23 protein-coding genes are annotated in these 22,130 nt (G+C 69.4%); 5 read left to right on the forward strand and 18 right to left on the reverse strand.

Annotated elements, in window-relative coordinates; genetic code table 11:
* The first annotated feature begins 13 nt into the window (after positions 1 to 13).
* Complete coding sequence (locus tag ACFPMG_RS19730) at positions 14 to 1,090, forward strand: ABC transporter ATP-binding protein (protein ID WP_376996787.1); 1,077 nt, start codon at positions 14 to 16, stop codon at positions 1,088 to 1,090.
* Between the two features lie 21 nt (positions 1,091 to 1,111).
* Here the strand turns inward: ACFPMG_RS19730 and ACFPMG_RS19735 are convergent, their stop codons facing one another.
* The 10 genes from ACFPMG_RS19735 to ACFPMG_RS19780 form a co-directional block, all read right to left on the reverse strand.
* The gene (locus ACFPMG_RS19735; RefSeq protein WP_376996788.1) at positions 1,112 to 1,885 is read right to left on the reverse strand and encodes an ABC transporter ATP-binding protein; all 774 of its coding nucleotides are present in this window, start codon (positions 1,883 to 1,885) and stop codon (positions 1,112 to 1,114) included.
* A 4-nt stretch (positions 1,886 to 1,889) separates the two neighbouring features.
* On the reverse strand, positions 1,890 to 2,738 hold the full coding sequence (locus ACFPMG_RS19740; RefSeq protein ID WP_376996789.1) for an ABC transporter permease: 849 nt from the start codon (positions 2,736 to 2,738) through the stop codon (positions 1,890 to 1,892).
* 13 nt (positions 2,739 to 2,751) lie between these two features.
* Positions 2,752 to 3,738 (reverse strand): aliphatic sulfonate ABC transporter substrate-binding protein, encoded by a 987-nt coding sequence (locus tag ACFPMG_RS19745; protein WP_376996791.1) that lies wholly within the window; start codon positions 3,736 to 3,738, stop codon positions 2,752 to 2,754.
* 46 nt (positions 3,739 to 3,784) lie between these two features.
* Positions 3,785 to 4,642, reverse strand: coding sequence for a taurine dioxygenase (tauD, locus tag ACFPMG_RS19750; protein WP_376996793.1), 858 nt, complete (start codon positions 4,640 to 4,642; stop codon positions 3,785 to 3,787).
* A 37-nt stretch (positions 4,643 to 4,679) separates the two neighbouring features.
* Positions 4,680 to 6,236, reverse strand: coding sequence for a choline-sulfatase (betC, locus tag ACFPMG_RS19755; RefSeq protein WP_376996794.1), 1,557 nt, complete (start codon positions 6,234 to 6,236; stop codon positions 4,680 to 4,682).
* A gap of 28 nt (positions 6,237 to 6,264) precedes the next feature.
* Positions 6,265 to 7,119 (reverse strand): ABC transporter permease subunit, encoded by an 855-nt coding sequence (locus tag ACFPMG_RS19760; RefSeq protein ID WP_376996796.1) that lies wholly within the window; start codon positions 7,117 to 7,119, stop codon positions 6,265 to 6,267.
* Complete coding sequence (locus ACFPMG_RS19765; RefSeq protein WP_376996798.1) at positions 7,116 to 7,919, reverse strand: taurine ABC transporter ATP-binding protein; 804 nt, start codon at positions 7,917 to 7,919, stop codon at positions 7,116 to 7,118. The genes ACFPMG_RS19760 and ACFPMG_RS19765 overlap by 4 nt, the downstream gene beginning before the upstream one ends.
* A gap of 25 nt (positions 7,920 to 7,944) precedes the next feature.
* Positions 7,945 to 8,946 carry a taurine ABC transporter substrate-binding protein gene (gene tauA / locus ACFPMG_RS19770; protein WP_376996799.1) on the reverse strand — a complete coding sequence of 334 codons (1,002 nt, stop codon included), beginning with the start codon at positions 8,944 to 8,946 and terminating at the stop codon, positions 7,945 to 7,947.
* A gap of 192 nt (positions 8,947 to 9,138) precedes the next feature.
* Positions 9,139 to 9,723, reverse strand: a complete 585-nt coding sequence (locus tag ACFPMG_RS19775) for a nitroreductase family protein (protein WP_376996801.1) — start codon at positions 9,721 to 9,723, stop codon at positions 9,139 to 9,141.
* Between the two features lie 128 nt (positions 9,724 to 9,851).
* On the reverse strand, positions 9,852 to 10,721 hold the full coding sequence (locus ACFPMG_RS19780) for a TauD/TfdA dioxygenase family protein (protein WP_376996802.1): 870 nt from the start codon (positions 10,719 to 10,721) through the stop codon (positions 9,852 to 9,854).
* A gap of 320 nt (positions 10,722 to 11,041) precedes the next feature.
* Here ACFPMG_RS19780 and ACFPMG_RS19785 point away from each other — a divergent pair, with 320 nt between their 5' ends.
* The 4 genes from ACFPMG_RS19785 to ACFPMG_RS19800 are packed head-to-tail and all read left to right on the forward strand — an operon-like array spanning position 11,042 to position 14,656.
* The gene (locus tag ACFPMG_RS19785) at positions 11,042 to 12,022 is read left to right on the forward strand and encodes an aliphatic sulfonate ABC transporter substrate-binding protein (RefSeq protein WP_376996804.1); all 981 of its coding nucleotides are present in this window, start codon (positions 11,042 to 11,044) and stop codon (positions 12,020 to 12,022) included.
* Positions 12,019 to 12,885, forward strand: a complete 867-nt coding sequence (locus tag ACFPMG_RS19790; RefSeq protein ID WP_376996805.1) for an ABC transporter permease — start codon at positions 12,019 to 12,021, stop codon at positions 12,883 to 12,885. The genes ACFPMG_RS19785 and ACFPMG_RS19790 overlap by 4 nt, the downstream gene beginning before the upstream one ends.
* Before the next feature lie 5 nt (positions 12,886 to 12,890).
* Positions 12,891 to 13,724, forward strand: a complete 834-nt coding sequence (locus ACFPMG_RS19795; protein ID WP_376996807.1) for an ABC transporter ATP-binding protein — start codon at positions 12,891 to 12,893, stop codon at positions 13,722 to 13,724.
* Between the two features lie 23 nt (positions 13,725 to 13,747).
* Complete coding sequence (locus tag ACFPMG_RS19800) at positions 13,748 to 14,656, forward strand: TauD/TfdA dioxygenase family protein (RefSeq protein ID WP_376996808.1); 909 nt, start codon at positions 13,748 to 13,750, stop codon at positions 14,654 to 14,656.
* Positions 14,657 to 14,680: 24 nt separating this feature from the next.
* Here the strand turns inward: ACFPMG_RS19800 and ACFPMG_RS19805 are convergent, their stop codons facing one another.
* Genes ACFPMG_RS19805 through ACFPMG_RS19840 form a run of 8 tightly spaced genes read right to left on the reverse strand, consistent with a single transcriptional unit; the run spans position 14,681 to position 21,937 of the window.
* Entirely contained in the window at positions 14,681 to 16,183 is a 1,503-nt protein-coding gene (locus ACFPMG_RS19805; RefSeq protein WP_376996809.1) for a tripartite tricarboxylate transporter permease, read from the reverse strand.
* Between the two features lie 19 nt (positions 16,184 to 16,202).
* On the reverse strand, positions 16,203 to 16,670 hold the full coding sequence (locus tag ACFPMG_RS19810; protein ID WP_376996811.1) for a tripartite tricarboxylate transporter TctB family protein: 468 nt from the start codon (positions 16,668 to 16,670) through the stop codon (positions 16,203 to 16,205).
* On the reverse strand, positions 16,645 to 17,592 hold the full coding sequence (locus tag ACFPMG_RS19815) for an NAD(P)-dependent oxidoreductase (RefSeq protein ID WP_376996813.1): 948 nt from the start codon (positions 17,590 to 17,592) through the stop codon (positions 16,645 to 16,647). Before ACFPMG_RS19815 ends, ACFPMG_RS19810 begins: the two co-directional genes overlap by 26 nt.
* Before the next feature lie 5 nt (positions 17,593 to 17,597).
* Positions 17,598 to 18,380 (reverse strand): RraA family protein, encoded by a 783-nt coding sequence (locus ACFPMG_RS19820; protein WP_376996814.1) that lies wholly within the window; start codon positions 18,378 to 18,380, stop codon positions 17,598 to 17,600.
* Between the two features lie 8 nt (positions 18,381 to 18,388).
* Positions 18,389 to 19,408, reverse strand: coding sequence for a Bug family tripartite tricarboxylate transporter substrate binding protein (locus ACFPMG_RS19825; protein WP_376996816.1), 1,020 nt, complete (start codon positions 19,406 to 19,408; stop codon positions 18,389 to 18,391).
* A gap of 19 nt (positions 19,409 to 19,427) precedes the next feature.
* On the reverse strand, positions 19,428 to 20,027 hold the full coding sequence (locus ACFPMG_RS19830) for a peroxidase-related enzyme (RefSeq protein WP_014242390.1): 600 nt from the start codon (positions 20,025 to 20,027) through the stop codon (positions 19,428 to 19,430).
* 17 nt (positions 20,028 to 20,044) lie between these two features.
* Positions 20,045 to 20,719: a 4-carboxy-4-hydroxy-2-oxoadipate aldolase/oxaloacetate decarboxylase gene (locus ACFPMG_RS19835; protein ID WP_376996818.1), complete on the reverse strand. Its 675-nt coding sequence runs from the start codon at positions 20,717 to 20,719 to the stop codon at positions 20,045 to 20,047.
* 24 nt (positions 20,720 to 20,743) lie between these two features.
* Positions 20,744 to 21,937, reverse strand: coding sequence for a mandelate racemase/muconate lactonizing enzyme family protein (locus tag ACFPMG_RS19840; protein ID WP_376996820.1), 1,194 nt, complete (start codon positions 21,935 to 21,937; stop codon positions 20,744 to 20,746).
* Positions 21,938 to 22,130: the final 193 nt, after the last annotated feature.

The following is a 22,130-nucleotide window of genomic DNA, read 5'->3' on the forward strand; positions in this document are numbered from 1 at the left end:
GGAGGAAACCGCCATGGCGTCCGTGACCATCCGGGACCTCCGCAAGTCCTACGGCGGCACGCCGGTGCTCCACGGCGTGTCGATCGACATCGCCGACGGGGAATTCGTGGCGCTGGTCGGGCCGAGCGGCTGCGGCAAGTCCACGCTGCTGCGCATGATCGCCGGGCTGGAGGAGGCCGGGGAGGGCGAGATCCGCATCGGCGGACGCCTCGTCAACGACGTGCCGCCGAAGGACCGGGACATTGCGATGGTGTTCCAGAACTACGCGCTTTACCCGCACATGACGGTGGCGCAGAATCTCGGCTTCGCGCTGACCCTGAAGGGCGTGGACCGGGTGGAGATCGCCGCCCGGGTGGCGCGCGCGGCGGAGGTGCTGGGGCTGTCGGCGCTGCTCGATCGCCGGCCCGGCCAGCTGTCGGGTGGACAGCGGCAGCGCGTCGCCATGGGGCGGGCCATCGTGCGCGATCCCCGGCTCTTCCTGTTCGACGAGCCGCTGTCCAATCTGGACGCCAAGCTGCGCGTGCAGATGCGGGCGGAGATCAAGGCCCTTCACCAGCGCCTGCGGACCAGCGCCATCTACGTCACCCACGACCAGATCGAGGCGATGACCATGGCCGACCGCATCGTCGTGATGCGCGACGGGCGGGTGGAGCAGGCGGGGGCGCCACTGGACCTCTACGACCGCCCGGACAACCGCTTCGTCGCCGGTTTCATCGGGTCACCAGCCATGAATTTCCTTACGGGGCGGATCGCGGTGAACGGCCGGGCCTCCTTCCGGCTGGACGGCGGGCCGGACCTGCCGCTGTCCGCGGTTCCGCCGGAGGCGGACGGGCGCCCGGCGGTGTTGGGTCTGCGCCCGGAGCACGCCCACATCGACCCGGAAGAGGGCGTCCCGCTTCACGTCGCGGTGGTCGAGCCGACCGGTTCCGAAACGCAGGTGGTGGGGCAGCTTGCCGGGCAACCCTTCGTTGGTGTCTTCCGTGAGCGCGTGGCCGCGCGGCCCGGCGACGTCCTGCCGCTGCGCCTGCCGGCCGCCTCCACCCATCTGTTCGATGCCGGCGAGGGGCGGAGGCTGACGTGGGCACGTTGATCGGTTGATTCGGAAACGCGGTCAGATGGCGGCGGCGGGGAACGCCTCCTCGCCGCTGATGCGATGGCGGAACGCCCGGCTGAGGTCGGCGAGCAGCCGGTGCTTCCAAACCTCGAACAGCGGGTCGGCGCGATCGCGCGGGCGCGGCAGCGGCGGTGTCGCGATGGTCAGCACGCGGCCCGGACGAGGCAGCATCACCACGACGCGGTCGGCCAGGACAAGCGCCTCCTCGATGTCGTGGGTGACCAGGATCAGCGTCGGGCGGTCGTAGGCCCACAGGCTCAGCAGATGGTCCTGCAGGTCGTAGCGGGTGAGCGCGTCCAGCGCCGAGAAGGGCTCGTCGAGCAGCAGGACCGAGGGCCGCCCGACCAGCGCGCGGGCCAGCGCCGCGCGCTGGGCCATGCCGCCGGACAGTTCGCGCGGCCATGCCCCGGCGAAGTCGGCGAGGCCGACGCGCGCCAGCGCCTGCACCGTGCGGGCCTCGCGCTCCGCCTTCGGCAGGTGGCGGATGCCGAAGGCGACGTTGTCGCGGATGCGCAGCCAGGGCATCAGCCGCGGTTCCTGGAAGACGAAACCGATCTCGTCGCGCGGGCCGCGGACCGGCCGGCCGTTCAGCACGACCTTCCCGGCGGTCGGCGCCTCCAGCCCGGCGATCAGGCGCAGCAGCGTGCTCTTGCCGCAGCCGGAGCCGCCGACGACGCCGAGGATTTCCCCCGGCGCCACCTCCAGCCCGATTCCCTCCAGCGCCAAATGGCCGTTGGGGTAGCGCTTGCTCAATCCGTCGATGCGCAGCATCGGTTCACCCTTCCGGCTTGAAGGAATCCTGCCAGCGCAGGAGCGGGCGGGACAGGGCGGCCAGCAGCCCGTCGGTCAGCTTGCCCAGCACCGCGAAGGCGACGATGGAGGCGAGGATGGTCGCCGGCTGGCCGGTCATCTGCCCGTCGGTCAGCAGGAAGCCCAGCCCCTCGCTGGCCCCCATGAACTCCGCCGCCACCACGAACATCCAGCCGAGCCCCAGCCCGGCGCGCAGCGCCAGCGCATAGGCGGGCAGGGTCGCCGGCAGCAGGATGCGCCACACCAGCGCCGGCCCCGACAGGCGGAAGATGCGCCCGACCTCCACCAGCTTGCGGTCCACGTCCAGGATGGCGCCGGACAGGGCCAGATAGATGGGGAAGAAGACTCCGACCGCGATCAGGATGACCTTCGAGGTCTCGAAGATGCCGAACCACAGGATGAACAGCGGCACCCAGGCGATCGACGGGATGGAGCGCAGCGCCTGCAGGGTGGGGTCGAGCAGGCGGCGCGCCCAGCTCAGATAGCCGGTGAGCGCCCCCAGCACCGTCCCCGCCAGCACCCCGAACAGGAAGCCCAGCCCGACCCGGCCCAGCGTCGCCAGGACATGGGTGATCAGGTCGCCGGACCGCCACAGGCTCCACAGGGTGGACAGGATGCGGCTGGGCGGCGGCAGCAGACGCCCATTGGCCCAGCCCTGCGCCACCGCGACCTCCCAGCCGAGCGCCAGGGCCAGCGGGACGATCAGGCCGGCCAGCCAGTCCAGCCAGCGGCGGCGCGGCGCTGCACCGGGTGCCTCCGGAAGGGAAACGGCGCCAGACTCTTGCCGGTCCAGCGCCGGTTCGATGACGGCCACGGAACCGCCCCCTTTACTGGGTCAGCGCCTTGGAGAAGGATGGCTCGATCAGCGCCGCGACCGCGCCCTTCACATCCACCTCGGCGCCCACAACACCGCTTTCCTGAAGGGCGAGGCCGGCCTGGAGGATGGTGTCGGCCTGCTCCGCGCCAATGGCGCTGTGGCTGAGGTCGGTGCGCTCCAACTGGCGCGCGGCCACCGGCTCCGACAGCTTGGCGGCGGTGGCGATGGTCGTCTTCAGCTCCGCCGGGTTGGCGAGCGCGTGGGCGCGGGCCTTCTCATAGGCGCGCAGCACGCGGGCGACCAGCTCCGGCTGCTGTTTGGCGAACTCCTCCCGCACGTTCAGCACGCCCCAGCTGTTGGCGGCGGCGTTGCGGTAGAACAGCGTGGCGCCGTTGTCGATCTCCGCCTGGGCCATCAGCGGGTCGAGCCCCGCCCAGGCGTCCACATCGCCCTTCTCCAGTGCCAGTCGGCCGTCCTGATGCTGCAGCAGGATCAGTTTGATGTCCTTGTCGGTCAGCTTGTGCCGGGCGAGCGTGCGGACCAGGAAGATATGCGGGTCGGTGCCGCGGGTGACGGCGACGCGCTTGCCCTTCAGGTCCTCGACCTTCGTGATGGCGCTGTTCGGGCCGGTGACCAGGGCGGTCCATTCCGGCTTGGAATAGACGTAGACCGATTTGATGGGATTGCCGTTGATCCGCGCGATCAGCGCCGCCGCCCCGGCGGTCGAGCCGAAATCCAGGCTGCCGGCGTTCAGGAACTCCAGCGCCTTGTTGGAACCGAGGCTGAGCACCCAGCGCACGGCGATCCCGTCCTTCTTCAGATCCTCCTCCAGCCAGCCCTTTTCCTTCAGCACGAGGCTGACCGGGTTGTAGTAGGCGTAGTCGAGGCGGATCTCCGTCACTTTGTCGGCGGCGCGGGCGGCGCCCGGCAGAAGGCTGGACAGGGCGGCGGCGAACAGGGCGCCGAGCACGGCGCGGCGCGGGAACAGGCTCGTCACGGTCAGATTTCTCCCTAGGGATTTGATGTTGTTATGAGAGGTTTGCTCAGGGGCCGACGGGCCGGTCGCCCAGCACGGTGGCGCGGTGCATCAGGCGGCTGTGCGGCAGATAATCGTTCACCGCGTAATGCTGGGTGGAGCGGTTGTCCCACAGCACGAGGTCGTCGGCCTTCCACCGCCAGCGCACGGTGAATTCCGGGCGGCTGATGTGGTCGAACAGCAGGTCGAGGATGGCCGCGCTCTCGCGGTCGCTCAGCCCGACGATGCGCGCGGTGAAGTTCTCGTTCACGAACAGCGCCTTGGCGCCGCTCACCGGATGGACGCGGACCACCGGGTGGGTCACCGGCGGGTGGCGGTCGCGGGCCGCGCGCCAGCGGGCGTGCGTCTCCGGATCGCCGTTGTGCCGCCATTCGGGGAAGGATTTGGTGAAGTCGTGCAGCGCGGTCAGCGGGTCGAGCAGGCGGCGCAGCGGTTCCGACAGGCCGTTGTAGGCGGCGATGTTGCTGGCCCACACGGTGTCGCCGCCGTTGGGCGGGATCCGCTTGCCCGACAGCGCCACGATGGCCGGCGGCGTCTCGATGCAGGTCACATCGGTGTGCCAGACGTCGTTGTCCGTCACGTTGTGCGGCCCGGTGTCGAGAACCATGATCTCCGGTTGCTCGGGCACGTTGGGGTAGACGGGGTGGACGTGCAGGCTGCCGAAGCGGGCGGCGAAGGCGCGCTGGGCCGCAGGCGTCAGGGGCTGCTTCTCGAAGAATAGCACCTGATGGGTGACCAGAGCGCGCTCCAGCGCGGCGGCCTCCGCGTCGCTCAGCGGGTTGGCGAGGTCCAGCCCCTCCACCCGCGCGCCGATGGCCGGGCTGACGGGGGTGAAGGACAGGCTGGGCAGTGACATGTCGGGCATGGCGGTTCCCCGGATGGCAAAGATGGGAGAGGAGGAATCAGGCGTCGGGCGGCACCGGCTCCACCGCCGGCAGGCGGGCCAGCGCCTTCAGCGTGTCCTCGGCGACCCCGAAATTGCGGACGTAGGAGGTGGCGGCGCTGCGGTGGGGTTGGAAATCCCAGGGCGTGTGCCGTCCGGTCAGCAGCACCTTGTGGACGAACAGCCGCCGGTTCTGGCTCTCGATCACCGCCCTGCGCAGGGTCGGCGCGTTCCAGCGCCGTGCGACGGATGCGGACAGATCGGCCTCGATGGCGGCGAGATCGCGCGCGCCGGCGCGGTTGACCAGCTCCTTGGGGTCGGCCTCCAGATCGTAGAGCTGCGGCGGGTCGCCGTCGCAGGCGATGTATTTGTAGCGGCCGCGCCGCACCATGAAGGCGGGGTTCAGCGTCCCTTCCCCCAGATACTCCGCGAAGATGGTGCGGCCGGCGCCGCGCGCCGAACCGGCCAGCAGGGGCAGCAGGCTTTCGCCGTCGAATGGGTCCACCGGCAGCGGCGCCCGGCCGTCGAGCAGGTCGAGGATGGTGGGGAACAGATCGACGTGCGACACCGGGGCCGACACCCGCCGCGCCGCCCAGCGTCCCGGAGCATGCACCAGCAGCGGCACGCGGGACGACCATTCGAAGAAGGTCATCTTGTACCACATGCCCCGCTCGCCCAGCATCTCGCCATGGTCGCCGGTGAAGACGATGATGGTGTCTTCGGCCAGCCCGGCCCGCTCCAGCGCGGTCAGCAGGCGCCCGACCAGCTCGTCCACATAGCTGATGGAGCCGTAATAGGCGTGGCGGGCGGTGCGCACCCGCTCCTCCGTCAGGTCGTAGCGGTGCAGCCCGTCCATGTAATGGAGCCGCCGGCTGTGCGGATCGAGCCGCTCCGGCGGGATGGGCGGCACCGAGGGCAGGTCGATTTCCGCGTGGTCGTAGAGGTCCCAATGCTCGGGCAGGCAGTTGAAGGGGTCGTGCGGGTGGGTGAAGGACACCGCCAGGAGGAAGGGGGCCCTGTCCGCCGTGTTGGCCGCGGTGCGGCCGTAATCGTAGATCTTCTGCACCGCCTGATGGGCGGTTTCCTCGTCGAAGTCGATTTGCAGGCTGCGGTGGCAGGGGCCGGCCTCGACCACGCTCGCCATGTGATGCGACCAGTCGTAGGCCAGCGCCCCGTTGCCCCAATCCGGGGTCCAGCCGAAATCGGCGGGATAGACGTCGGTGGTCAGCCGCTCCTCGAAGCCGTGGAGCTGGTCGGCGCCGACGAAGTGCATCTTGCCCGACAGGCAGGTGCGGTAGCCGGCGGCGCGGGCGTAATGCACGAAGGTCGGCACGGAGGAGGCGAACTCCGCCGCGTTGTCGAAGGCGCCAATGGCCGAGGGCAGCCGCCCCGACAGCAGCGCGAAGCGCGACGGCGCGCAGAGCGGGTAGTTGCAGTAGGCGTTGTCGAACACCACGCCTTCCGCGGCCAGCCGCGACAGGTTCGGCGTCTTGACGACCGGATGACCGTGGAAGGGCAGGGCGGGGGCCGCCATCTGGTCGGCCATGATGAACAGGATGTTGGGGGGCCGCGACACGGTTAAGGCACTCCGGTTTTGAAGGGCGTCAGGTCTTGCCCTTCCAGGGCACCAGCCAGGATTCCAGCAGGCGCATTCCGTAGGAGAAGGCGAAGGCCCAGGCGGCGATGATGCCGATGCCGACGAACACCACGTCGGTGGCCAGGAAATGCGAGGCGGACATGATCATGAAGCCGATGCCGCGCGTCGCCGCGATCAGCTCCGCCGCGACCAGCGTGCTCCAGCCGACGCCGATGGCGATGCGCAGCCCGGTCAGGATCTCCGGCAGGGCGCTGGGCAGCACGATGGCGCGGAAGAGCTGCCAGCGCGTGGCCCCCAGCGACAGCGCGGCGTTGACCCGCTCGATGGGCAGAGACCGCACGCCGGCCTGCGCCGACAGGCAGATCGGGGCGAACATCGCCAGCGTCAGCAGGGCGATCTTCGACACCTCCCCGATGCCCAGCCAGATGATCATCAGCGGCAGATAGGCCAGCGGCGGCAGCGGCCAGTAGAACTCGATGGGCGTGTCGAGAACGCCCTTGGCCCAGCGGTTCAGCCCCATCGCCAGCCCCAGCGGGATGCCCAGCGACGCCGCGATCAGGGCCGCGGCGAGGATGCGCAGCAGGCTGGCCGACACATGCTCCCCAAGCGTGGCGCCGGCGTAGCCGTCCTCCAGGATGGCGAGGAACTGGGCGGCCACCTCCCCCGGCGCGGGCAGGAACAGCGGCGTCACCAGCCGGTAGTGCGACACCAGGAACCAGACGGCGATGAGCAGAAACCCGGTGACCGCGCTGATCGGACCGGTCCGCGCGCCGTCCAGCCCGAAGGGCCGCAGGGCGACGGTCCGGGGGCGGGCGGCTGGCTCGGCCAGAGGGGCCGTGGTGGTGCGGGCGGCGTCGGTCATTGCAGCGTCTCCCCGCGGTGGACCGTCGCGTGATGCGGACGGTGGACGAGGTCGCGGATGCGGTTGTGCAGATCCCCGAAGTCCGGGTCGGACAGGATGGCGCGCACGTCCCGCTCGGCGGCGAAGCGCCGGACGAAGTCGAGGTCGAAGCGGGCGACGATCCGGCCGGGGCGCGGCGACATCACCACCACCGTCGTGCCGAGGAACAGCGCCTCCTCGATGGAGTGGGTGATGAAGAAGATGCGCTTGCCGGTGCGCGCCCAGACGTCGACCAGCAGCTCCTGCATCTGCTCCCGCGTCAGGCTGTCGAGCGCGCCGAACGGCTCGTCCATCAGCAGGATCTTCGGGTCGGTGGCCAGCGCGCGGGCGATGCCGACGCGCTGGCGCATGCCGCCGGACAGCTCGTGCGGGGCGGCCCTGGCGAAGCCCTCCAGCCCGACGAGGCGCAGCAGCTCCGCGGCGCGGTCCCGCCGCTCCCGCAGGGGAAGGCCGGCGAAATCCAGGCCGAGCGCCACATTGTCCAGCACGCTCTTCCAGGGCAGCAGCGTGTCCTTCTGGAACACCACGCCGCGGTCGGCGCCGGGCCGCTCCACCGGCCGTCCGTCCAGCGTGATGCTGCCGTCCGACAGGGGAAGGAAGCCGGCGATGGCGTTCAGCAGCGTGGACTTGCCGCAGCCCGACGCGCCCAGCGCGACGACGATGCTGTTGGCGTCGATGTCCAGCGACGCGCGGTCCAGCGCGTGGATCACCCCGCCGTCACGGCCTGGAAAGAACACGCTGGCGTTCTGCACCCGGAGCATGGCGCACCTCCCGTCCGGCCGCGCTTCAGGGCAGTGCCTTGACGTGGTCCGCCGTGACGAAGCCGCCGTAGCTGGGCAGCACGGTGGAGACCTTCTTCTGCTCCTTCAGGAACTCGGCGGTTTCCTTCAGGATTCGGGCGGTGCCGCTGCTCTCGCCGCCGTCCAGCCAGTCCTTGGTGGCCTGCTGCTTGGCCGGGATCAGCGACAGGTTGTTCAGCGCCGCCGCCTGATCGGACGGTGTGCCGCCGAGAAGCCCGGCCAGCGTCTTGGCGTTCGGCGATTCCGGTCCCCAGGCGGCCTTGTCGTCGCGGAAGGAGACGCTGTAACGCTCCACCACCCCGGCGAAGCTCTTCAGGAAGGCCGGGTTCTCCTTGGCGAAGGCGGCGGTGGCGACCCAGGCGGTGAAGGTCGGGGCGCCGCGGTCGGCCACCTGCCGGGAGGTCAGCAGAACCTTGCCGGTCTTCTTCAGCTCGGTCAGCGCCGGGTCCCAGACGAAGGCGCCGTCCAGGTCGCCGCGGTTCCAGGCCGCGACGATGTCGGGCTGCGGGATGGCGAACACCTGGGCGTCGCGCTCGCTCAGCTTCTCCTGCTTCAGCACGGCGAGGAGCTGGTAATGGTCGGTCGAGACCGGGGCGGCGGCCAGCTTCTTGCCCTTCAGGTCGGCGGGTTTCTCGATTCCGGAGCCGTTGCGGACCACCAGCGCCTCGTCGGTGCCGGAGGCGCTGGCGAGGTAGAAGGCCTTCACGTCCAGCCCGCGGCTGACCGCGGCGGCGAAGGGGCTGGAGCCGACATAGCCGACCTGGACGTCGCCCGACGCGATGGCGGCGAAGATATCGGCGCCCGAATTGAACTTGCGGAAATCGATCTCGGCGCCGGTCGCCTTGGCGAAGTCCCCGTTGGCGATGGCCACCGACGACGGCAGCGCGTCGGTCTGGTAGGCCACGACGACCTTGCCGGCGGCCTCGGCGGAGACCGGCGCCAGGGTGGCCAGCGCGAGCAGGGCGATGGAAGGCAGAAACTGCTTCATGGTGGCGTATCTCCCCGTCTTCACCCGGCGGCGCGGTCGTCCGCCGGAGATAAAACTCTACATACTAAGAAGGGAAATAATCAACATCCAAGCTCATTAGTGTGTATTATTTTTCGTTGAGTAACAAATGTTATATGTTAAATTTAATCGGGATGAAGCAACGCCGATTTCCCTTCAGGACGGAAGGCGGCGTCAACCCGCGCGGTACACGCCTTCGGACACGAAGGCGGTCAGCGGACGGCGGCCGTTCGGGGTTTCCTGCACCTGGAATTCCTCGGCCAGCGCATCGACCGTTCCCTGGCGCCCAACGGCGATGAGGATGTCCACGGCGACCCCCTCCGGCACGCCGAGCACGTTGCCCGCCGCGGCACGGTCGAATCCACCGATGGCGCGGGTGTGCCAACCGGCCAGGAACAGTTGGTGCGCGAGGTTGGCCCATGCCGCTCCGGCGTCGAAGGAATGGGTGTGATTCAGCGATCCGTCGTCGTAGGTCGTCTTGGAGAGAACCGCGATCAGGGCCGACGCCTTGTCCGCCCACAGCCGGTTGCGTTCGTTCAGCAGGCCGAAGACGACCGCCCACGACGGGGACTGGCGTTTGCTGTAGATGAAGCGCCAGGGCTGGGCGTTGCGGGCGGATGGCGCCCAGCGCGCCGCCTCGAAACCCTGCTCCAGAATGGTGTCGGGGATTTCCTCCCCGGTGTAGGCCCGCGGCGACCAGCGGTTCACGAACAACGGATCGATGTCGTGGTCGGGACGGCGGTGTTCACGGACGGGCATGGGTCTCTTCTCCGGCGGAACGGCGACGGTGCACGGATGGGAAAATCGGATTTCCTGGTTTCCCAAACCATGACCGACAGCCACACAAATTTTTTGTTCTTCTCAAGTCGGGCAAACCGGGGCTCCGCTCAGAACGCCTTGTCCTCGCCGAAGGTGACCCGGTGGAGCAGGCGGTACTCGGTGTAGTCGGTCACCGCGTAATGAACGGTGGCGCGGTTGTCCCAGATCGCCACGTCGCCGTTCCGCCAGCGCCAGCGCGCTTGGGCTTCGGGCTTCTCGAACAGCCCGAACAGGAAGGTCAGCAGCGCGTCGCTCTGCTGGCGCGACAGACCGCGGATGCGCAGGGTGAAGTTCGGGCTGACATAGACCAGCTTGCGGCGCGTGACCGGATGGGTCTGGACGACCTTGTGCACCACCGGCAGATGCTCGGCGCGGGCCTGACGGTACAGTTCCTCCCCGTTGGGCTGGGTGCGGAACCACTCGGGCCAGCCGCTGTGCTCGATGCTGTGCACCGCCTCCAGCGTTTCCAGATAGGCGCGCAAGGCCGGATCGAGGCGGTCGTAGACGTAGGTTCCGCTGGCCCAGGCGGTGTCGCCGCCGACGGACGGCACGTCGCGCGCGTGCAGGACCGTGCCGGTGGGCGGGTTGGCGGAAAAGGTGATGTCGGCGTGCCACTGGTCGGTGCCGTACCCCGGCTGCTCCGGCGTGAACTCGATCAGTTCTACGAGCCGGTTCGAGTCGTGGCGCTTGAAATAGGCCTTGGCCTTGTCGGGATCGCCGAAGATCCGGGCGACATCGACCTGCTGCTCCGGGCTCAGCGTCTGGCCGCGGAAGAACAGCACGCCATACTCGGCCAGCGCCCGGCGCAGGTCGGCACGGACCTCCTCGCCGGTGGTCTCCCTGAGGTCGATCCCGTCAACCACGGCGCCGATGAAGGGGTTGTAGGGCGTCAGCGTGAGGCGGCGGAAGCCGTCGGCATGAGGGGTCTTCGTCGTCATCGGATCGTCCTTCGGCCAAGGCAGCGGAGCGGAATGCCCGCTCGAATAAGGCTACTCATCAACTAGGCAAATCTGGTCACGTTCGTTGATATGGATCAATCGACGGCGTAGATTGCGCATTTTTGTAAAAAATTACACTTTGCAATCGCTCATAACGCGAGGGCGTATTGACATTCGGGCGTGTTAAATGAAATACGAACATCCACATTCGCAATAGGGAAATGGGCCGATCCGGGAACCGGCAACGCGCAGCCAAGCCAGTGCCCCTGAATCCCATACCTCCGATCCCAAAAATCCGAGCATGAAGCGAGGTATCGACCATGGCCGTTTCCAGATTTGTCGCCTTGGCCGTCGCGGCCGCCATCGGCCTCGGGCTGGCCGGAACCGCCACCACCTCAGCCGTTGCCGACGACCTGCGCATCGCCGCGCAGCCCTTTCCCCTCTATGCGCCCCTGTTCGTCGCCAAGCAGAAGAAGTGGCTGGACGAGGAGTTGGCCAAGGTGGCGCCGAACGCCGCCGTCAAATGGTCGCTCTTCCCCGCCGGTCCGCCGATCAACGAATCCTTCGCCGCCGGACAGCAGGATGTGGGCTTCGTCGGCGACACGCCGGCGTTGGTCGGCAAGGCGGCGGGGCTGGACACCAGCGCCATCGCCCTGACCTCGGACGGTCCGAAGAGCTTGGCGGTCGTCGTCGGCGGCGACTCCCCCATCGCCTCGCCCAAGGAGCTGAAGGGCAGGAAGGTGGCGGTGACCAAGGGGTCCTACGCCCACCATCTGCTGGCGCTGGTGCTTGAGCAGGGCGGCCTGACGCTCAACGACGTCGAGCTGATCAACCTGCCGGTGGCGGAGATCCCGCCGGCCATCGTCGCCGGCACCATCGACGCCGGCGCGGTGTGGGAGCCGATCCTGACCCGCTTCGAATCGCAGAAGGCGGTCCGCGTGCTGGCCGACGGCACCGGCATCAAGAAGGGGCTGCTGCTGATCGTCGCCGACAACGGCTTCCTCAAGAACCGGCCCGAGCAGGCGAAGGCGCTGTTGATGGCGTACAAGCGCGCCTCGGAATTCATCACCGCCAATCCCAAGGAGGCCGCCGAACTCATCAGCGGCGATGTCAACCTGGCGCCCGACCTGCTGGTCCAGGTCCTGCAGCGGATGAACTACGACCCGGCCATCCACGACGACGACGTGGCCGAGGTCAAGAAGACCGAACAGTTCATGCGGGCCCACGGCCTGATCAAGACGGCGGTGGACGTGGACGCCTTCTTCAACCGCAAGCCGGCGGACGAGGCGGGGCTGAAATGAGCGCCGAACTGGCTTCCGATGCGCGTTCCGCGCAGCGGGCCGGGCTGACGGCGGGGGCCGCGCGCTCCCGCCTGGGCGCCCTGGCCGGCGTCTTGCCGGGCGTCCTGGGGCGGGCGGCGCTGTATGTGGCGCTTCCCGTGGCGCTGCTGGCGGCGTGGCAGGCCGCGTTCGAGCTGGGCTACATCCGCCCCATCCTGCTGCCGCCGCCGACCAGGGTGGGCAAGGCCTTCGTCGATCTGGCGGCCAGCGGCGACCTGTTCCGCCACCTAGGCGTCAGCCTGCTGCGCGTTCTGGAGGGGTTCGCCATCGCCGCGCTGGTCGGCCTGCCGCTGGGCATCGGGATCGGCCTGTCGCGGACGCTGGACCGGCTGACCGACCTGATCGTCCAGCTGACCAAGCCGATCCCGCCGATCGCCTGGATTCCGCTGGCCATCCTATGGTTCGGCATCGGCGAGGCGGGAAAGGTCTACATCATCTTCCTCGGCGCCATCTTCCCCATCCTCGTCAACACCATCGACGGCATCCGCCAGACCGACCACCGCCATGTCGAGCTGGCGCGCGTGCTGGAGGTGACGCGCCGTCGCTTCATTCTCCAGGTCGTCCTGCCGGGGGCGCTGCCGAACATCATGACCGGCCTGCGCGTCGGGCTGATGGTGGCCTGGATCTGCGTGGTCGCCGCCGAGCTGATCGCCGCCTCGTCGGGCCTCGGCTACCTCATCATGGACGCCCGGCAGATGAGCCAGACCGATCAGGTTCTGGTGGGCATGATCACCATCGGCGCCATGGGCAAGCTGCTCGACGTCGTGCTGCGCGCCGCCGAACGCCGCCTGATCACCTGGAAATCCACCTTCTCGGGGAGCTGACCGCCATGGTTGCCACCGCTGCCCGCAAGGCGGGCGCCGATCGGGCCGCCGACCGCGCCGCCAGCCTGCGCATCGGCCCGCTGTCCAAGACCTTCACGCTGAAGACCGGCCCGCTCAGGACCGAAACGGTCCAGGCGCTCAGCGACATCCGGCTCGACGTTCCGGGCGGGAGCTTCGTCAGCATCGTCGGCAGTTCCGGCTGCGGCAAGAGCACGCTTCTGCGCATCATCGCCGGCCTGGAGACCAGCTATGACGGGTCCGTCACGCTCGACGGGCGGCCCATCGGCGGTCCTGGCCTCGACCGCGGGGTGATCTTCCAGGAGCACCGCCTGCTGCCCTGGCTGACGGTCGAGCAGAACGTCGCCTTCGGGCTGAAGAACCTGCCCAGGGCGGAGGTCGCCCGGCGGGTGCGGGAGCATCTGGAACTGGTCGGGCTGGAGGGCTTCGCCAAGGCCCACCCGCACCAGCTCTCGGGCGGCATGGCCCAGCGCGTGGCGATCGCCCGCGCGCTCGTCAACCAGCCGCGGGTGCTGCTGCTGGACGAGCCGTTCGGCGCGCTGGACGCCCTGACCCGGATCCAGATGCAGCAGGAAATCCTGCGCATCTGGGAGGCGCAGCGCACCACCATGATCCTGGTCACCCACGACATCGACGAGGCCGTCTTCCTCGGCGACGAGGTGGTGGTCATGTCGTCGCGCCCCGGCACCATCCGCAAGAGGCTGCCGGTCGGGCTGCCGCGCCCGCGCGACCGGTCGAGCCCCGACTTCATCGCTTTGCGCAAGGAAATCCACCGCGAGTTCTTCACCGCGGCGGAGCTTCCGTTCGCATACGAAATCTAAGGGCAAAATCTGAGGGGACCATCATGAGCTTCTACCGCGACTTCCACGACAAGACCGCCATCGCCGACTGGAGCCGCCGCGAGCGCCCCGGCTACAACAGCATCGCGGTGCGCCCGCTGTCGCCCATCCTGGGCGCCGAGATCGAGGGCGTGGACCTGTCCAAACCGCTGAGCGACGCGCAGTTGGCCGACATCCGCAAGGCCATCGCCGACCATCTGGTGCTGGTGTTCCGCGACCAGGAGATCACCGCGGAGGACGACAAGCGCTTCGCCCGCCACTTCGGCACGCTGCACCGCCATGTGCTGGGGGGCGCGCGGCAATTGTCGTCGAACGACCACGATCCGGAGATCCTGGCCTGGCGCACCGGCCCCGAAGCCCGCTACACCGCCGGCGACGCGTGGCATTCCGACGTGACCTGCGATCCCGAACCCATCTGGGGCTCCTTCCTGCGCGTCACCCGGCAGCCGGAGATCGGCGGCGACACCGCCTTCGCCAACATGTATCTCGCCTATGATTCGCTGTCGGAGAAGGTCAAGGCGCTGCTCGACGGGCTGACCGCCGTCCATGACGGCGGCAAGGCCTGGACGGCGGGCTATGGCGCCACGCCGCAGCCGGGGCAGACCTTTCCGTCCACCGAGCATCCGGTGGTGGCGCGCCATCATCTGACCGGGCGCAAGTACCTGTTCGTCAACGAGGCCTTCACCAGCCACATCGTACAGCTGACGCGCACCGAGAGCGACGCCATCCTGGGCCTGCTGTTCCGGCACATCGAAAAGAACCTGGCCTTCCAGACGCGCATCCACTGGCGTCCCAATTCCCTGGTCTTCTGGGACAACTGGGCCACCCAGCACCACGCCGTCTGGGACTACTACCCGCATGAGCGGTGGGGTGAGCGCGCCTCGGCCTTCATCGGCTCGGCACCGCAGCCCTGACTGGATGCCCATGCCGCCCGCCGGTCATTCCGCGAACACGCGCTCGCGGTTCCGGCGGACGGTGGGAAGGATGATGGCGGCCAGCAGCAGGCCGGTCAGGACCAGCAGCGCGAGGCTGATCGGCTCGCGCAGGAAGACGGTCGGGTCTCCGCGCGACAGGATCATGGCGCGCCGCAGATTCTCCTCCATCATCGGCCCCAGCACGAATCCCAGGAGCAGCGGCGCCGGCTCGAAGCGCAGGGCCTGCAGGACCCAGCCGAGAAGCCCGAAGACGGCCGTCGTCACGAGGTCGAAGGCGCTGTTCGACACGCCATAGACGCCGATGCAGCTGACCAGCACAATGGTCGGGTAGAGGAAGCGGTACGGCACGCGCAGCAGCCGCACCCACAGCCCGACCAGCGGCAGGTTCAGCACGATCAGCATGGCGTTGCCGATCCACATGCTGGCGACCACGCCCCAGAACAGGTCCGGCTCGGCCTGCATGATGCGGGGGCCGGGGGTGATGCCGTGCAGCATCAGCGCACCGATCATCAGCGCCATGACCGCGTTCGACGGCAGCCCGAGGGTGAGCAGCGGAATGAAGGAGGTCTGCGCCGCCGCGTTGTTGGCCGATTCCGGCCCCGCCACCCCTTCGATGGCGCCGCGCCCGAAGCGCGAGGGGTCGCGGGCCAGCTTCTTCTCCACGGTGTAGGAGGCGAAGGCGGCCAGCGCCGCGCCGCCGCCGGGCAGCAGCCCCAGCGCCGATCCGATCACCGATCCCCGCGCGATGGCGCTGGAGGAGGAGCACAGGTCCTCCCGGCTCGGCATCAGCGAGCCGTGCGGAATGACCTGTCCGCCGTCGCGCTCCTGTCCGATCAGGATGCGGATGATCTCGCCGATGCCGAAGACGCCCAGCGCCACCGGGACGAAGCCGATGCCGTCCGCCAGGGCCTGGACGCCGAAGGTCAGGCGCTGCTCCCCGCTGTTGACGTCGGTGCCGACGAGGCCGAACAGCAGCCCGAGGACGATCATTGCCAGCGCCTTGACGAAGGACCCCTGCGCCAGAACGATGGCCCCGACCAGCCCGAGGACCATCAGCGAGAAATAGTCGGCCGGCCCGAAGCGGATGGCGACGCCGGCCAGGACTGGCGCGAAGAAGGCGACGATCCCGGTCGACAGCGTGCCCGCGACGAAGGAGCCGATGGCGGCCACCGCCAGGGCCGGACCGCCGCGCCCCTGGCGCGCCATGGCGTGCCCGTCGATGCAGGTCACCACCGACGAGGTCTCGCCCGGCATGTTGAGCAGGATCGACGTGGTCGACCCGCCATACTGGGCGCCGTAATAGATGCCGGCCAGCATGATCAGCGCGCCGGTCGGCTCCAGCGAGAAGGTGAAGGGCAGCAGGAGCGCGATGGTCAGCAGCGGCCCCACCCCGGGCAGGACGCCCACGAAGGTGCCGAGCAGCGCCCCGGCGAAGCAATACAGCAGGTTGGCGGGAGAGGCCGCGATCGACAGCCCGTGCGCGATCCCCCCGAGCGAATCCATCATGACGCCGGTCGATCCTCTCTCATTGCAGCGTCGGCCAGATCTTCAGCGGCATGCCGAGAATCCCGACGAACAGGGCCGGCACCGCGACGGCGAGAACCGCCGCCAGCGCGGCGATCTCCCGCTTGCGCGTTCGGCGGCTGGCCAGCCCTGAGCCGATCACCGCGACGGCGCTGGCCGGAACCGCGCCCAGCGTGTCCACCAGCCCGCCGAACAGCAGGATGGCCCCCAGGATCAGCCCGGCGGGCCGCAGCGCGGCGCGCAGGTCGACCCCCCCGCCGTGGCCCTGTTCCCACAGGCCCCGGACGGCGATGACGCCGCCCAGCAGGACGAGGATCAGCGCCACCAGGGCGGGCATCGCCCCCGGGCCGAGCTGGCGCGCCGTTCCCAGAGGGTAGCTGGCGACGATGAAGGCGCCGGCCGCTGCGCCCAGGGCGGCCAGCGCGAGGCCGGAGGCCAGCTCCTCAGTTCTGCGGATGTTCGATGCCATGTCGCTGCTCCGTGGGATGCCGGCGCCCGAGCGCCTCGTCGAACAGGGTCACCGCGTCGGACAGGGATGCGGGCGGCACCCCGCCCAGGCGTTCCTTGAGGCCGAGGCCGGCAAGCTGCGACAGGCGGGCCGCCACCGCGCGGCTCATCGCCGGCTCCAGCCCGACCGCGGCGACGGTGTCCGCCGACTGCGCGGCCTCCAGCGCGCGGCGCCCGGAATGGACCGTGTCGGAGCGCACCAGGAATTCGACGAAGTCGAGCGCGGGGCGCCGCTCGAACAACTCCAGGAAGCCGCCCAGAACCTCCGCCTCCACACCGTGGCGCCGCGCGGCGGTCAGCGCCTCGACCAGCAGGGTTTCCAGCCCTTTGGTGAGGATGCTGCGCAGGATCTTCACCGCCGCCGCCCGGCCCGGCTCCGGCCCGACGACGCGGATGCCGGTCCCGAAGGGGGCCAGCCGCGCGGCAAGCTCCTCCGCCCTCCGGCCCGCCGCCAGAAGCGGCACGCGGTGCAGGTCGGAGGCCGGAGCGCCCATGATCGCGACGTCCACGAAGCGTCCGGGGACGGCGTCCAGCCGACCGCCGACCGCGGCCTTCACCTCCGGCGACAGTGAATTCACGTCGGCGTAGATCGCGTCCGCCGCGACGTGCGGAGCCACCGTGGCGGCGGCGTTGTCCGCCGCGTCCTGCGTCACGCTGGAGATGAGGATGTCCCGGTCGGCGAGCGCCGCCGGATCGAAGGCGAGGGCGAGCCGCAACTCGTCCGCCCGGCGCAGGGCGAGGCGGCGCTCGGTCGGGCCGGGCGGCGCGTCGTAGGCGACGATGTCGCCCGCCCCGGCGGCGATCAGCCCCCGCGCGAAGCTCGACCCCACCTCGCCGAAGCCGATGATTCCGATGCGGGGGATGGGTGTGCTGGGATTGACCATGCCGCTCACCATTTGCTGGGGTGCAGGATCGCCGCGGCCTCGCGCGCGGATCCCCCGGAGGACAGGGCGCCGAGAAGCGCGCTTTCCTGCCCGGCCGCCGCCTCCGCCCGTTCGATGACCTCCAGGATCAGCGCGGCGGGCACGAAGATCAGCCCGTCGTCGTCGCCCAGCACCAGATCGCCGGGATGGACCTGGACGCCGGCGATGGTGACCGGCCCGTTGAACTCCGCCAGTTCCAGCCGGTGCTTGCCGGTGCGCGGCGTGACGCCCGCCGACCAGACGGCGAGGCCGCCGGCCTTGATGCTGGCGCTGTCGCGCACCGCCCCGTCCACGACGATGCCGGCCAGGCCGGCGGCGATCGACGCCGTGGCCAGGATGCCGCCGAAGCTCGACGCCTCGGCCACCCCGCCGGCGTCGATGACGAAGACGTCGCCGCGCCGGGTCAGGGTGATCTGGTCGATGCCGCCGCCCTTCGGCCGGTGGCCGGAGGCGATGGAGAATCCCGGCGCGCGCGCCGCCGGAATCTGCCGTGCCGTGACGGCGGGACCCGCCACGCGCCGTCCCCCCTCCAACGGCGGCAGGCGCCGCCGGGGAACCGCGCTGTCGTAGCCCAGCCCGTCGAGGATATCGGCGACCTGGGAGGTCAGATCGGGCAAGGCGAGATAACGCTCGATGACCGCGGCGTCGGGCCGGTCGATGGCGACGCGGCGGACGATGGCGGGGTCGAGCAGGCCGAGCAGCCGGTCGGAATAGGCGGCCAGCTCCTCGGCGATTTTCGGATCGGTCATCGCTCCCCTCAGCTCGGCTTGATGCCGGCGGTCTGGATCACCTGCTTCCACTGCGCGTAGCCGGCGGCGATCTCCGCGTCGAAGGCCGCGGGCCCTTCGTTGACCAGGGCCATCCCCGCCTTTTCGGTGATGGCGACATAGTCCTTGTCCTTGGCGAAGCCCACGATGTCGGCGTGCAGCCGGTCCACGACCGCCGTCGGCGTCGCCGCCGGCGCCAGCAGGCCGAGCCAGGAGCGGGCGGCGAAGTCCTTCAATCCGGCTTCGCCGAAGGTCGGAATCTCCGGCGCGAAGGGGCTGCGCTCCGGCAGCGCCACGGCCAGGGGCCGGATCTGGCCGGAACGGAAATAGGGCAGGGCGGTGGACAGCACCAGGAATCCGGCCTGGATGCGCTTGCCCAGCAGTTCCGAGATGATTTCCCCCTGGCCCTTCAGCGGCACGTGGACGATGTCGATTCCGGTGAGCTGCTGGAGGAAGGCGGTGCTGAGATGCTGGCCCGACCCGATGCCCGCCGTGCCGTAATTGTACTTTCCGGGGTTGGCCTTGATGTGGGCGAGGACCTCGGCGGCGTCCTTGCCGGGCAGCTCCGGATCGACGGCGAGCACGCTGGCCTGATCGGCGACCAGGACCACCGATTTGAAGTCCTTGAAGATGTCGTAGCGCACCGCCGTGGACAGCGCCGGCACCGTCACATGGTTCGACGAGGCGAACAGGAAGGTGTGGCCGTCGGTGGACTTGGCGACATAGTCGGTGCCGACCGCCGCCCCGGCGCCGGGCCGGTTCTCGACCACGAAGGGCTGCGGATAAAGCTTCGACAGCCGGTCGGCCAGCGCGCGGGCCAGCAGATCGGTGCCGCCGCCGGGCGGGAAGGGAACGACCAGCCGCACCGGCTGCGTGGGCCAGGAGGCGGCGGGCGCCGCGGCCCGCGCCGCCGGGGCGGCGACCCCGGCCAGGGTGGTCGCGGCCGTCGCGGTCAGGGCGGCGGTCAGGAAGGAGCGCCGATCGAGCGTGGAGAGCGGAGGGCGGGCCATGACGGTCCTTCGTCTTTCGTCAGCGGTTGGCGTCGAAGGGTTCGGGATTGGGATGGACGCCCAGCGCGCTGTTCACCCGGTTGGAGAAGTTGAAGTAGGCGGCGATGGCGGCGGCCTCCAAAATCTCCCGCTCCGACAGGCCCACCGCGCGCAGCCCGTCGAGGTCCGCCGGTTCGATGGTCCAGGGACGCTCGGTGATCAGCACCGCGTAATCGACGATGGCCCGTTCGCGCGGCGTCAGGTCGGCGCGGCGGTAGTTCACCTCGACCAGCCCGACGAAGCGGGGATCGCCGGTGATCTCGCGCAGCTTGCCGGCGTGCCCCCAGACGCAGGGCTCGCAACGGTTCTGCACGCTGACGGCGAGCGCGATCAGCTCGCGTTCGCGGCCCGTCAGCCCGTCGGTGAAATCGACGGTCACCGACCGGCTGAGCGCTTCCTGCGCCAGGACCAGCGCCGGGATGTGCGCCAGCACCGACTGGGTGTTGCGGATGTAGCCGCGGACGGACACCGAATGTTCGAACAGGGCGTCGGTGCGGTCGTCCTGGGGCGGCGCGGGCAGGCGCAGCCAGGACACGCTCTCGGCGGCGGGGGCGGCAGCCGTCGTCTTCTTCACAGGCATTGTTCTGCTCCTCCCGTTCACGCTTGCAGGCTCTGGCCGGTCTGGGCCAGGAGCGCGTCGTAGTTGCCGATGTCCCATGTGGTCTTGCCGGACTGGAGTTCGGCGCGCAGCCGCTCCTCCTTCTCCAGCCGGGCGCGCGACGCCGCCAGGACGGCTTCGACCTCGTCCAGCGGAACGACGACGAGGCCGTCGTCGTCGCCGACGATCAGGTCGCCCGGATGGATCGTGACGCCGCCCACGACGATGGGCTGGGCGATCGGCCCCAGCGTCGCCTTCACCGTCCCCTTGATCGAGATGGCGCGGGAGAAGATCGGGAAGCCGATGTCGCGGATCGCCGCGGCGTCGCGGACGCCGCCGTTGGTCACCAGACCGGCGAGGCCCAGCGACTGGGCGGAGGTCGCCATCACGTCGCCGAACGAGCCCTGCTCGGGGTAGTCGCCGGCGTCCACCACGAGCACGTCGCCCGGACGGGCCAGCTTCATCGCGGCGTGGAGGGTCAGGTTGTCGCCCGGCTGGGTCTTCAGCGGGAAGGCGGCCCCGACGATGCGCAGGCCCGGCCAGATCGGCTTGATCGCCGAATCGACGGCGCCGCGGCGGCCCAGCGCCTCATGGACGGTGGCGGCGCCGATCGTCGCGAAGGCCGCGACCTGCTCGGGGGTGGGGCGGGGGAAATCGGTGCGGATGCTGGTCATGTCGGAATGGCTCCCAAGCCCGCGTCACGCGGTCGCGGCGATTTTGAAGGTGGAGGGGGGACCGCGGCGGGGGAACTCGTCGCGGTGGTCGCGCAGCCCTTTGCCCGACAGCGGTTGATAGGGGTGCCGGCGCAGCACCTCGACGTCGAGATCGACGCCGAGACCCGGCGTGTCGGGGATGTCGACATAGCCGTCGGCGATGGTCAGCCCCTGCAGGGCCAGTTCCCGCGTCGGCTCGACGAGGTTCACGAACAGTTCGGCGATGGTGAAGTTGGTGACCAGCGCCGACAGGTGGACCGTCGCGGCCAGACCGACGATGGGGCTGTTGAAGTTGTGCGGGCTGACCGCGATGGAATGCGGCTGCGCCAGTGCGGCGATGTCGAGCATGGCGAGGATGCCGCCGACGGCGCTGATGTCCGGGTTGATGATGTCGGCGGCGCGCTTCTCGAACAGCGGCAGATACTGCTCCTTGGTGTAGAGCGCCTCGCCCGACACGATGGGGACGGTGGTCGTGCGCCGCACCTCCGCCGTCAGGTCGAGGTTTTCCGGGGGGCAGGGCTCCTCGTACCAGGCGATGTCGAATTCGCGCAGGCGCTCGATCAGGCGGATCGCGTTGTTCGGCGACAGGCGGCGGTGGCCGTCGATGAGCAGTTCCACGTTCGGGCCGACCGCCTCGCGCACCGCGCGGACGTTCTCCACGGCGTGGTCGAGGTCCTTCGGATCGACGTAGTTGCGCCACGGGCCGGGGATCGGGTCCCATTTCAGCGCGTCGTAGCCCTGCGCCACCACCGCCGCGGCGCGGTTGGCGGTGTCGTCGATGGAGGACGCGCCGAACCACCAGCCGTTGGCGTAGACCCGGATCTTCTCGCGGACGGCGCCGCCGAGCAGCTTGTGCACCGGCAGGCCGGCGCGCTTGCCGACGATGTCCCAGGACGCGATCTCGACCGCGCTCAGCGCGCACAGGAAATCGACGGAGGTCCGGCGGATCGAGAAATCGTCGAGCAGCGTCTGGGCGAGCTGGCGGATGTTCCAGATCTCGCGCCCGATCAGAAGCGGCGCGATGGCGTCCACATAGGCGGCGACGACCTTTTCCTTGCCCGCGGTGACGTAGCCCTCGCCCCAGCCGTAAATTCCGCTCTCCGTTTCGATGCGAACGAAAAGAAGATTCTTGGCGCGGCCGGGATTGAAGAAAAAGCTCTCAACCCTCGCGATCTTCATGAGAACTCCCAGGATATGAAGCGCCGCCGTCGAAGGAACGACCACGCGCAGTCAATGAGATGACTTCGACCGGAAGCGAGTGCCGCCGGGCTTTTTCTGAAAAGACGGTGGTTTTTCTGAGGGCGAGGAAACAACATCCCCGCCCTGTATCGAGAACAGACTATTGCCTATAGACAGAGTAGGAATCAAGGGG

The organism is Azospirillum himalayense (assembly GCF_042657465.1).
Lineage (GTDB): Bacteria > Pseudomonadota > Alphaproteobacteria > Azospirillales > Azospirillaceae > Azospirillum > Azospirillum himalayense.

Bases quoted from the DNA above. Each gene is read 5' to 3' on its own strand.
- ACFPMG_RS19785 (WP_376996804.1), top strand. From the start codon at position 11,042: ATGGCCGTTTCCAGATTTGTCGCCTTGGCCGTCGCGGCCGCCATCGGC.
- ACFPMG_RS19730 (WP_376996787.1), top strand. From the start codon at position 14: ATGGCGTCCGTGACCATCCGGGACCTCCGCAAGTCCTACGGCGGCACG.
- ACFPMG_RS19800 (WP_376996808.1), top strand. From the start codon at position 13,748: ATGAGCTTCTACCGCGACTTCCACGACAAGACCGCCATCGCCGACTGG.
- ACFPMG_RS19775 (WP_376996801.1), bottom strand. From the start codon at position 9,723: ATGCCCGTCCGTGAACACCGCCGTCCCGACCACGACATCGATCCGTTG.
- ACFPMG_RS19795 (WP_376996807.1), top strand. From the start codon at position 12,891: ATGGTTGCCACCGCTGCCCGCAAGGCGGGCGCCGATCGGGCCGCCGAC.
- ACFPMG_RS19825 (WP_376996816.1), bottom strand. From the start codon at position 19,408: ATGGCCCGCCCTCCGCTCTCCACGCTCGATCGGCGCTCCTTCCTGACC.
- ACFPMG_RS19815 (WP_376996813.1), bottom strand. From the start codon at position 17,592: ATGGTCAATCCCAGCACACCCATCCCCCGCATCGGAATCATCGGCTTC.
- ACFPMG_RS19820 (WP_376996814.1), bottom strand. From the start codon at position 18,380: ATGACCGATCCGAAAATCGCCGAGGAGCTGGCCGCCTATTCCGACCGG.
- ACFPMG_RS19735 (WP_376996788.1), bottom strand. From the start codon at position 1,885: ATGCTGCGCATCGACGGATTGAGCAAGCGCTACCCCAACGGCCATTTG.
- ACFPMG_RS19835 (WP_376996818.1), bottom strand. From the start codon at position 20,719: ATGACCAGCATCCGCACCGATTTCCCCCGCCCCACCCCCGAGCAGGTC.
- ACFPMG_RS19840 (WP_376996820.1), bottom strand. From the start codon at position 21,937: ATGAAGATCGCGAGGGTTGAGAGCTTTTTCTTCAATCCCGGCCGCGCC.
- ACFPMG_RS19830 (WP_014242390.1), bottom strand. From the start codon at position 20,027: ATGCCTGTGAAGAAGACGACGGCTGCCGCCCCCGCCGCCGAGAGCGTG.
- tauD (WP_376996793.1), bottom strand. From the start codon at position 4,642: ATGCCCGACATGTCACTGCCCAGCCTGTCCTTCACCCCCGTCAGCCCG.
- ACFPMG_RS19810 (WP_376996811.1), bottom strand. From the start codon at position 16,670: ATGGCATCGAACATCCGCAGAACTGAGGAGCTGGCCTCCGGCCTCGCG.
- ACFPMG_RS19780 (WP_376996802.1), bottom strand. From the start codon at position 10,721: ATGACGACGAAGACCCCTCATGCCGACGGCTTCCGCCGCCTCACGCTG.
- ACFPMG_RS19790 (WP_376996805.1), top strand. From the start codon at position 12,019: ATGAGCGCCGAACTGGCTTCCGATGCGCGTTCCGCGCAGCGGGCCGGG.
- ACFPMG_RS19805 (WP_376996809.1), bottom strand. From the start codon at position 16,183: ATGATGGATTCGCTCGGGGGGATCGCGCACGGGCTGTCGATCGCGGCC.
- ACFPMG_RS19765 (WP_376996798.1), bottom strand. From the start codon at position 7,919: ATGCTCCGGGTGCAGAACGCCAGCGTGTTCTTTCCAGGCCGTGACGGC.
- ACFPMG_RS19760 (WP_376996796.1), bottom strand. From the start codon at position 7,119: ATGACCGACGCCGCCCGCACCACCACGGCCCCTCTGGCCGAGCCAGCC.
- tauA (WP_376996799.1), bottom strand. From the start codon at position 8,946: ATGAAGCAGTTTCTGCCTTCCATCGCCCTGCTCGCGCTGGCCACCCTG.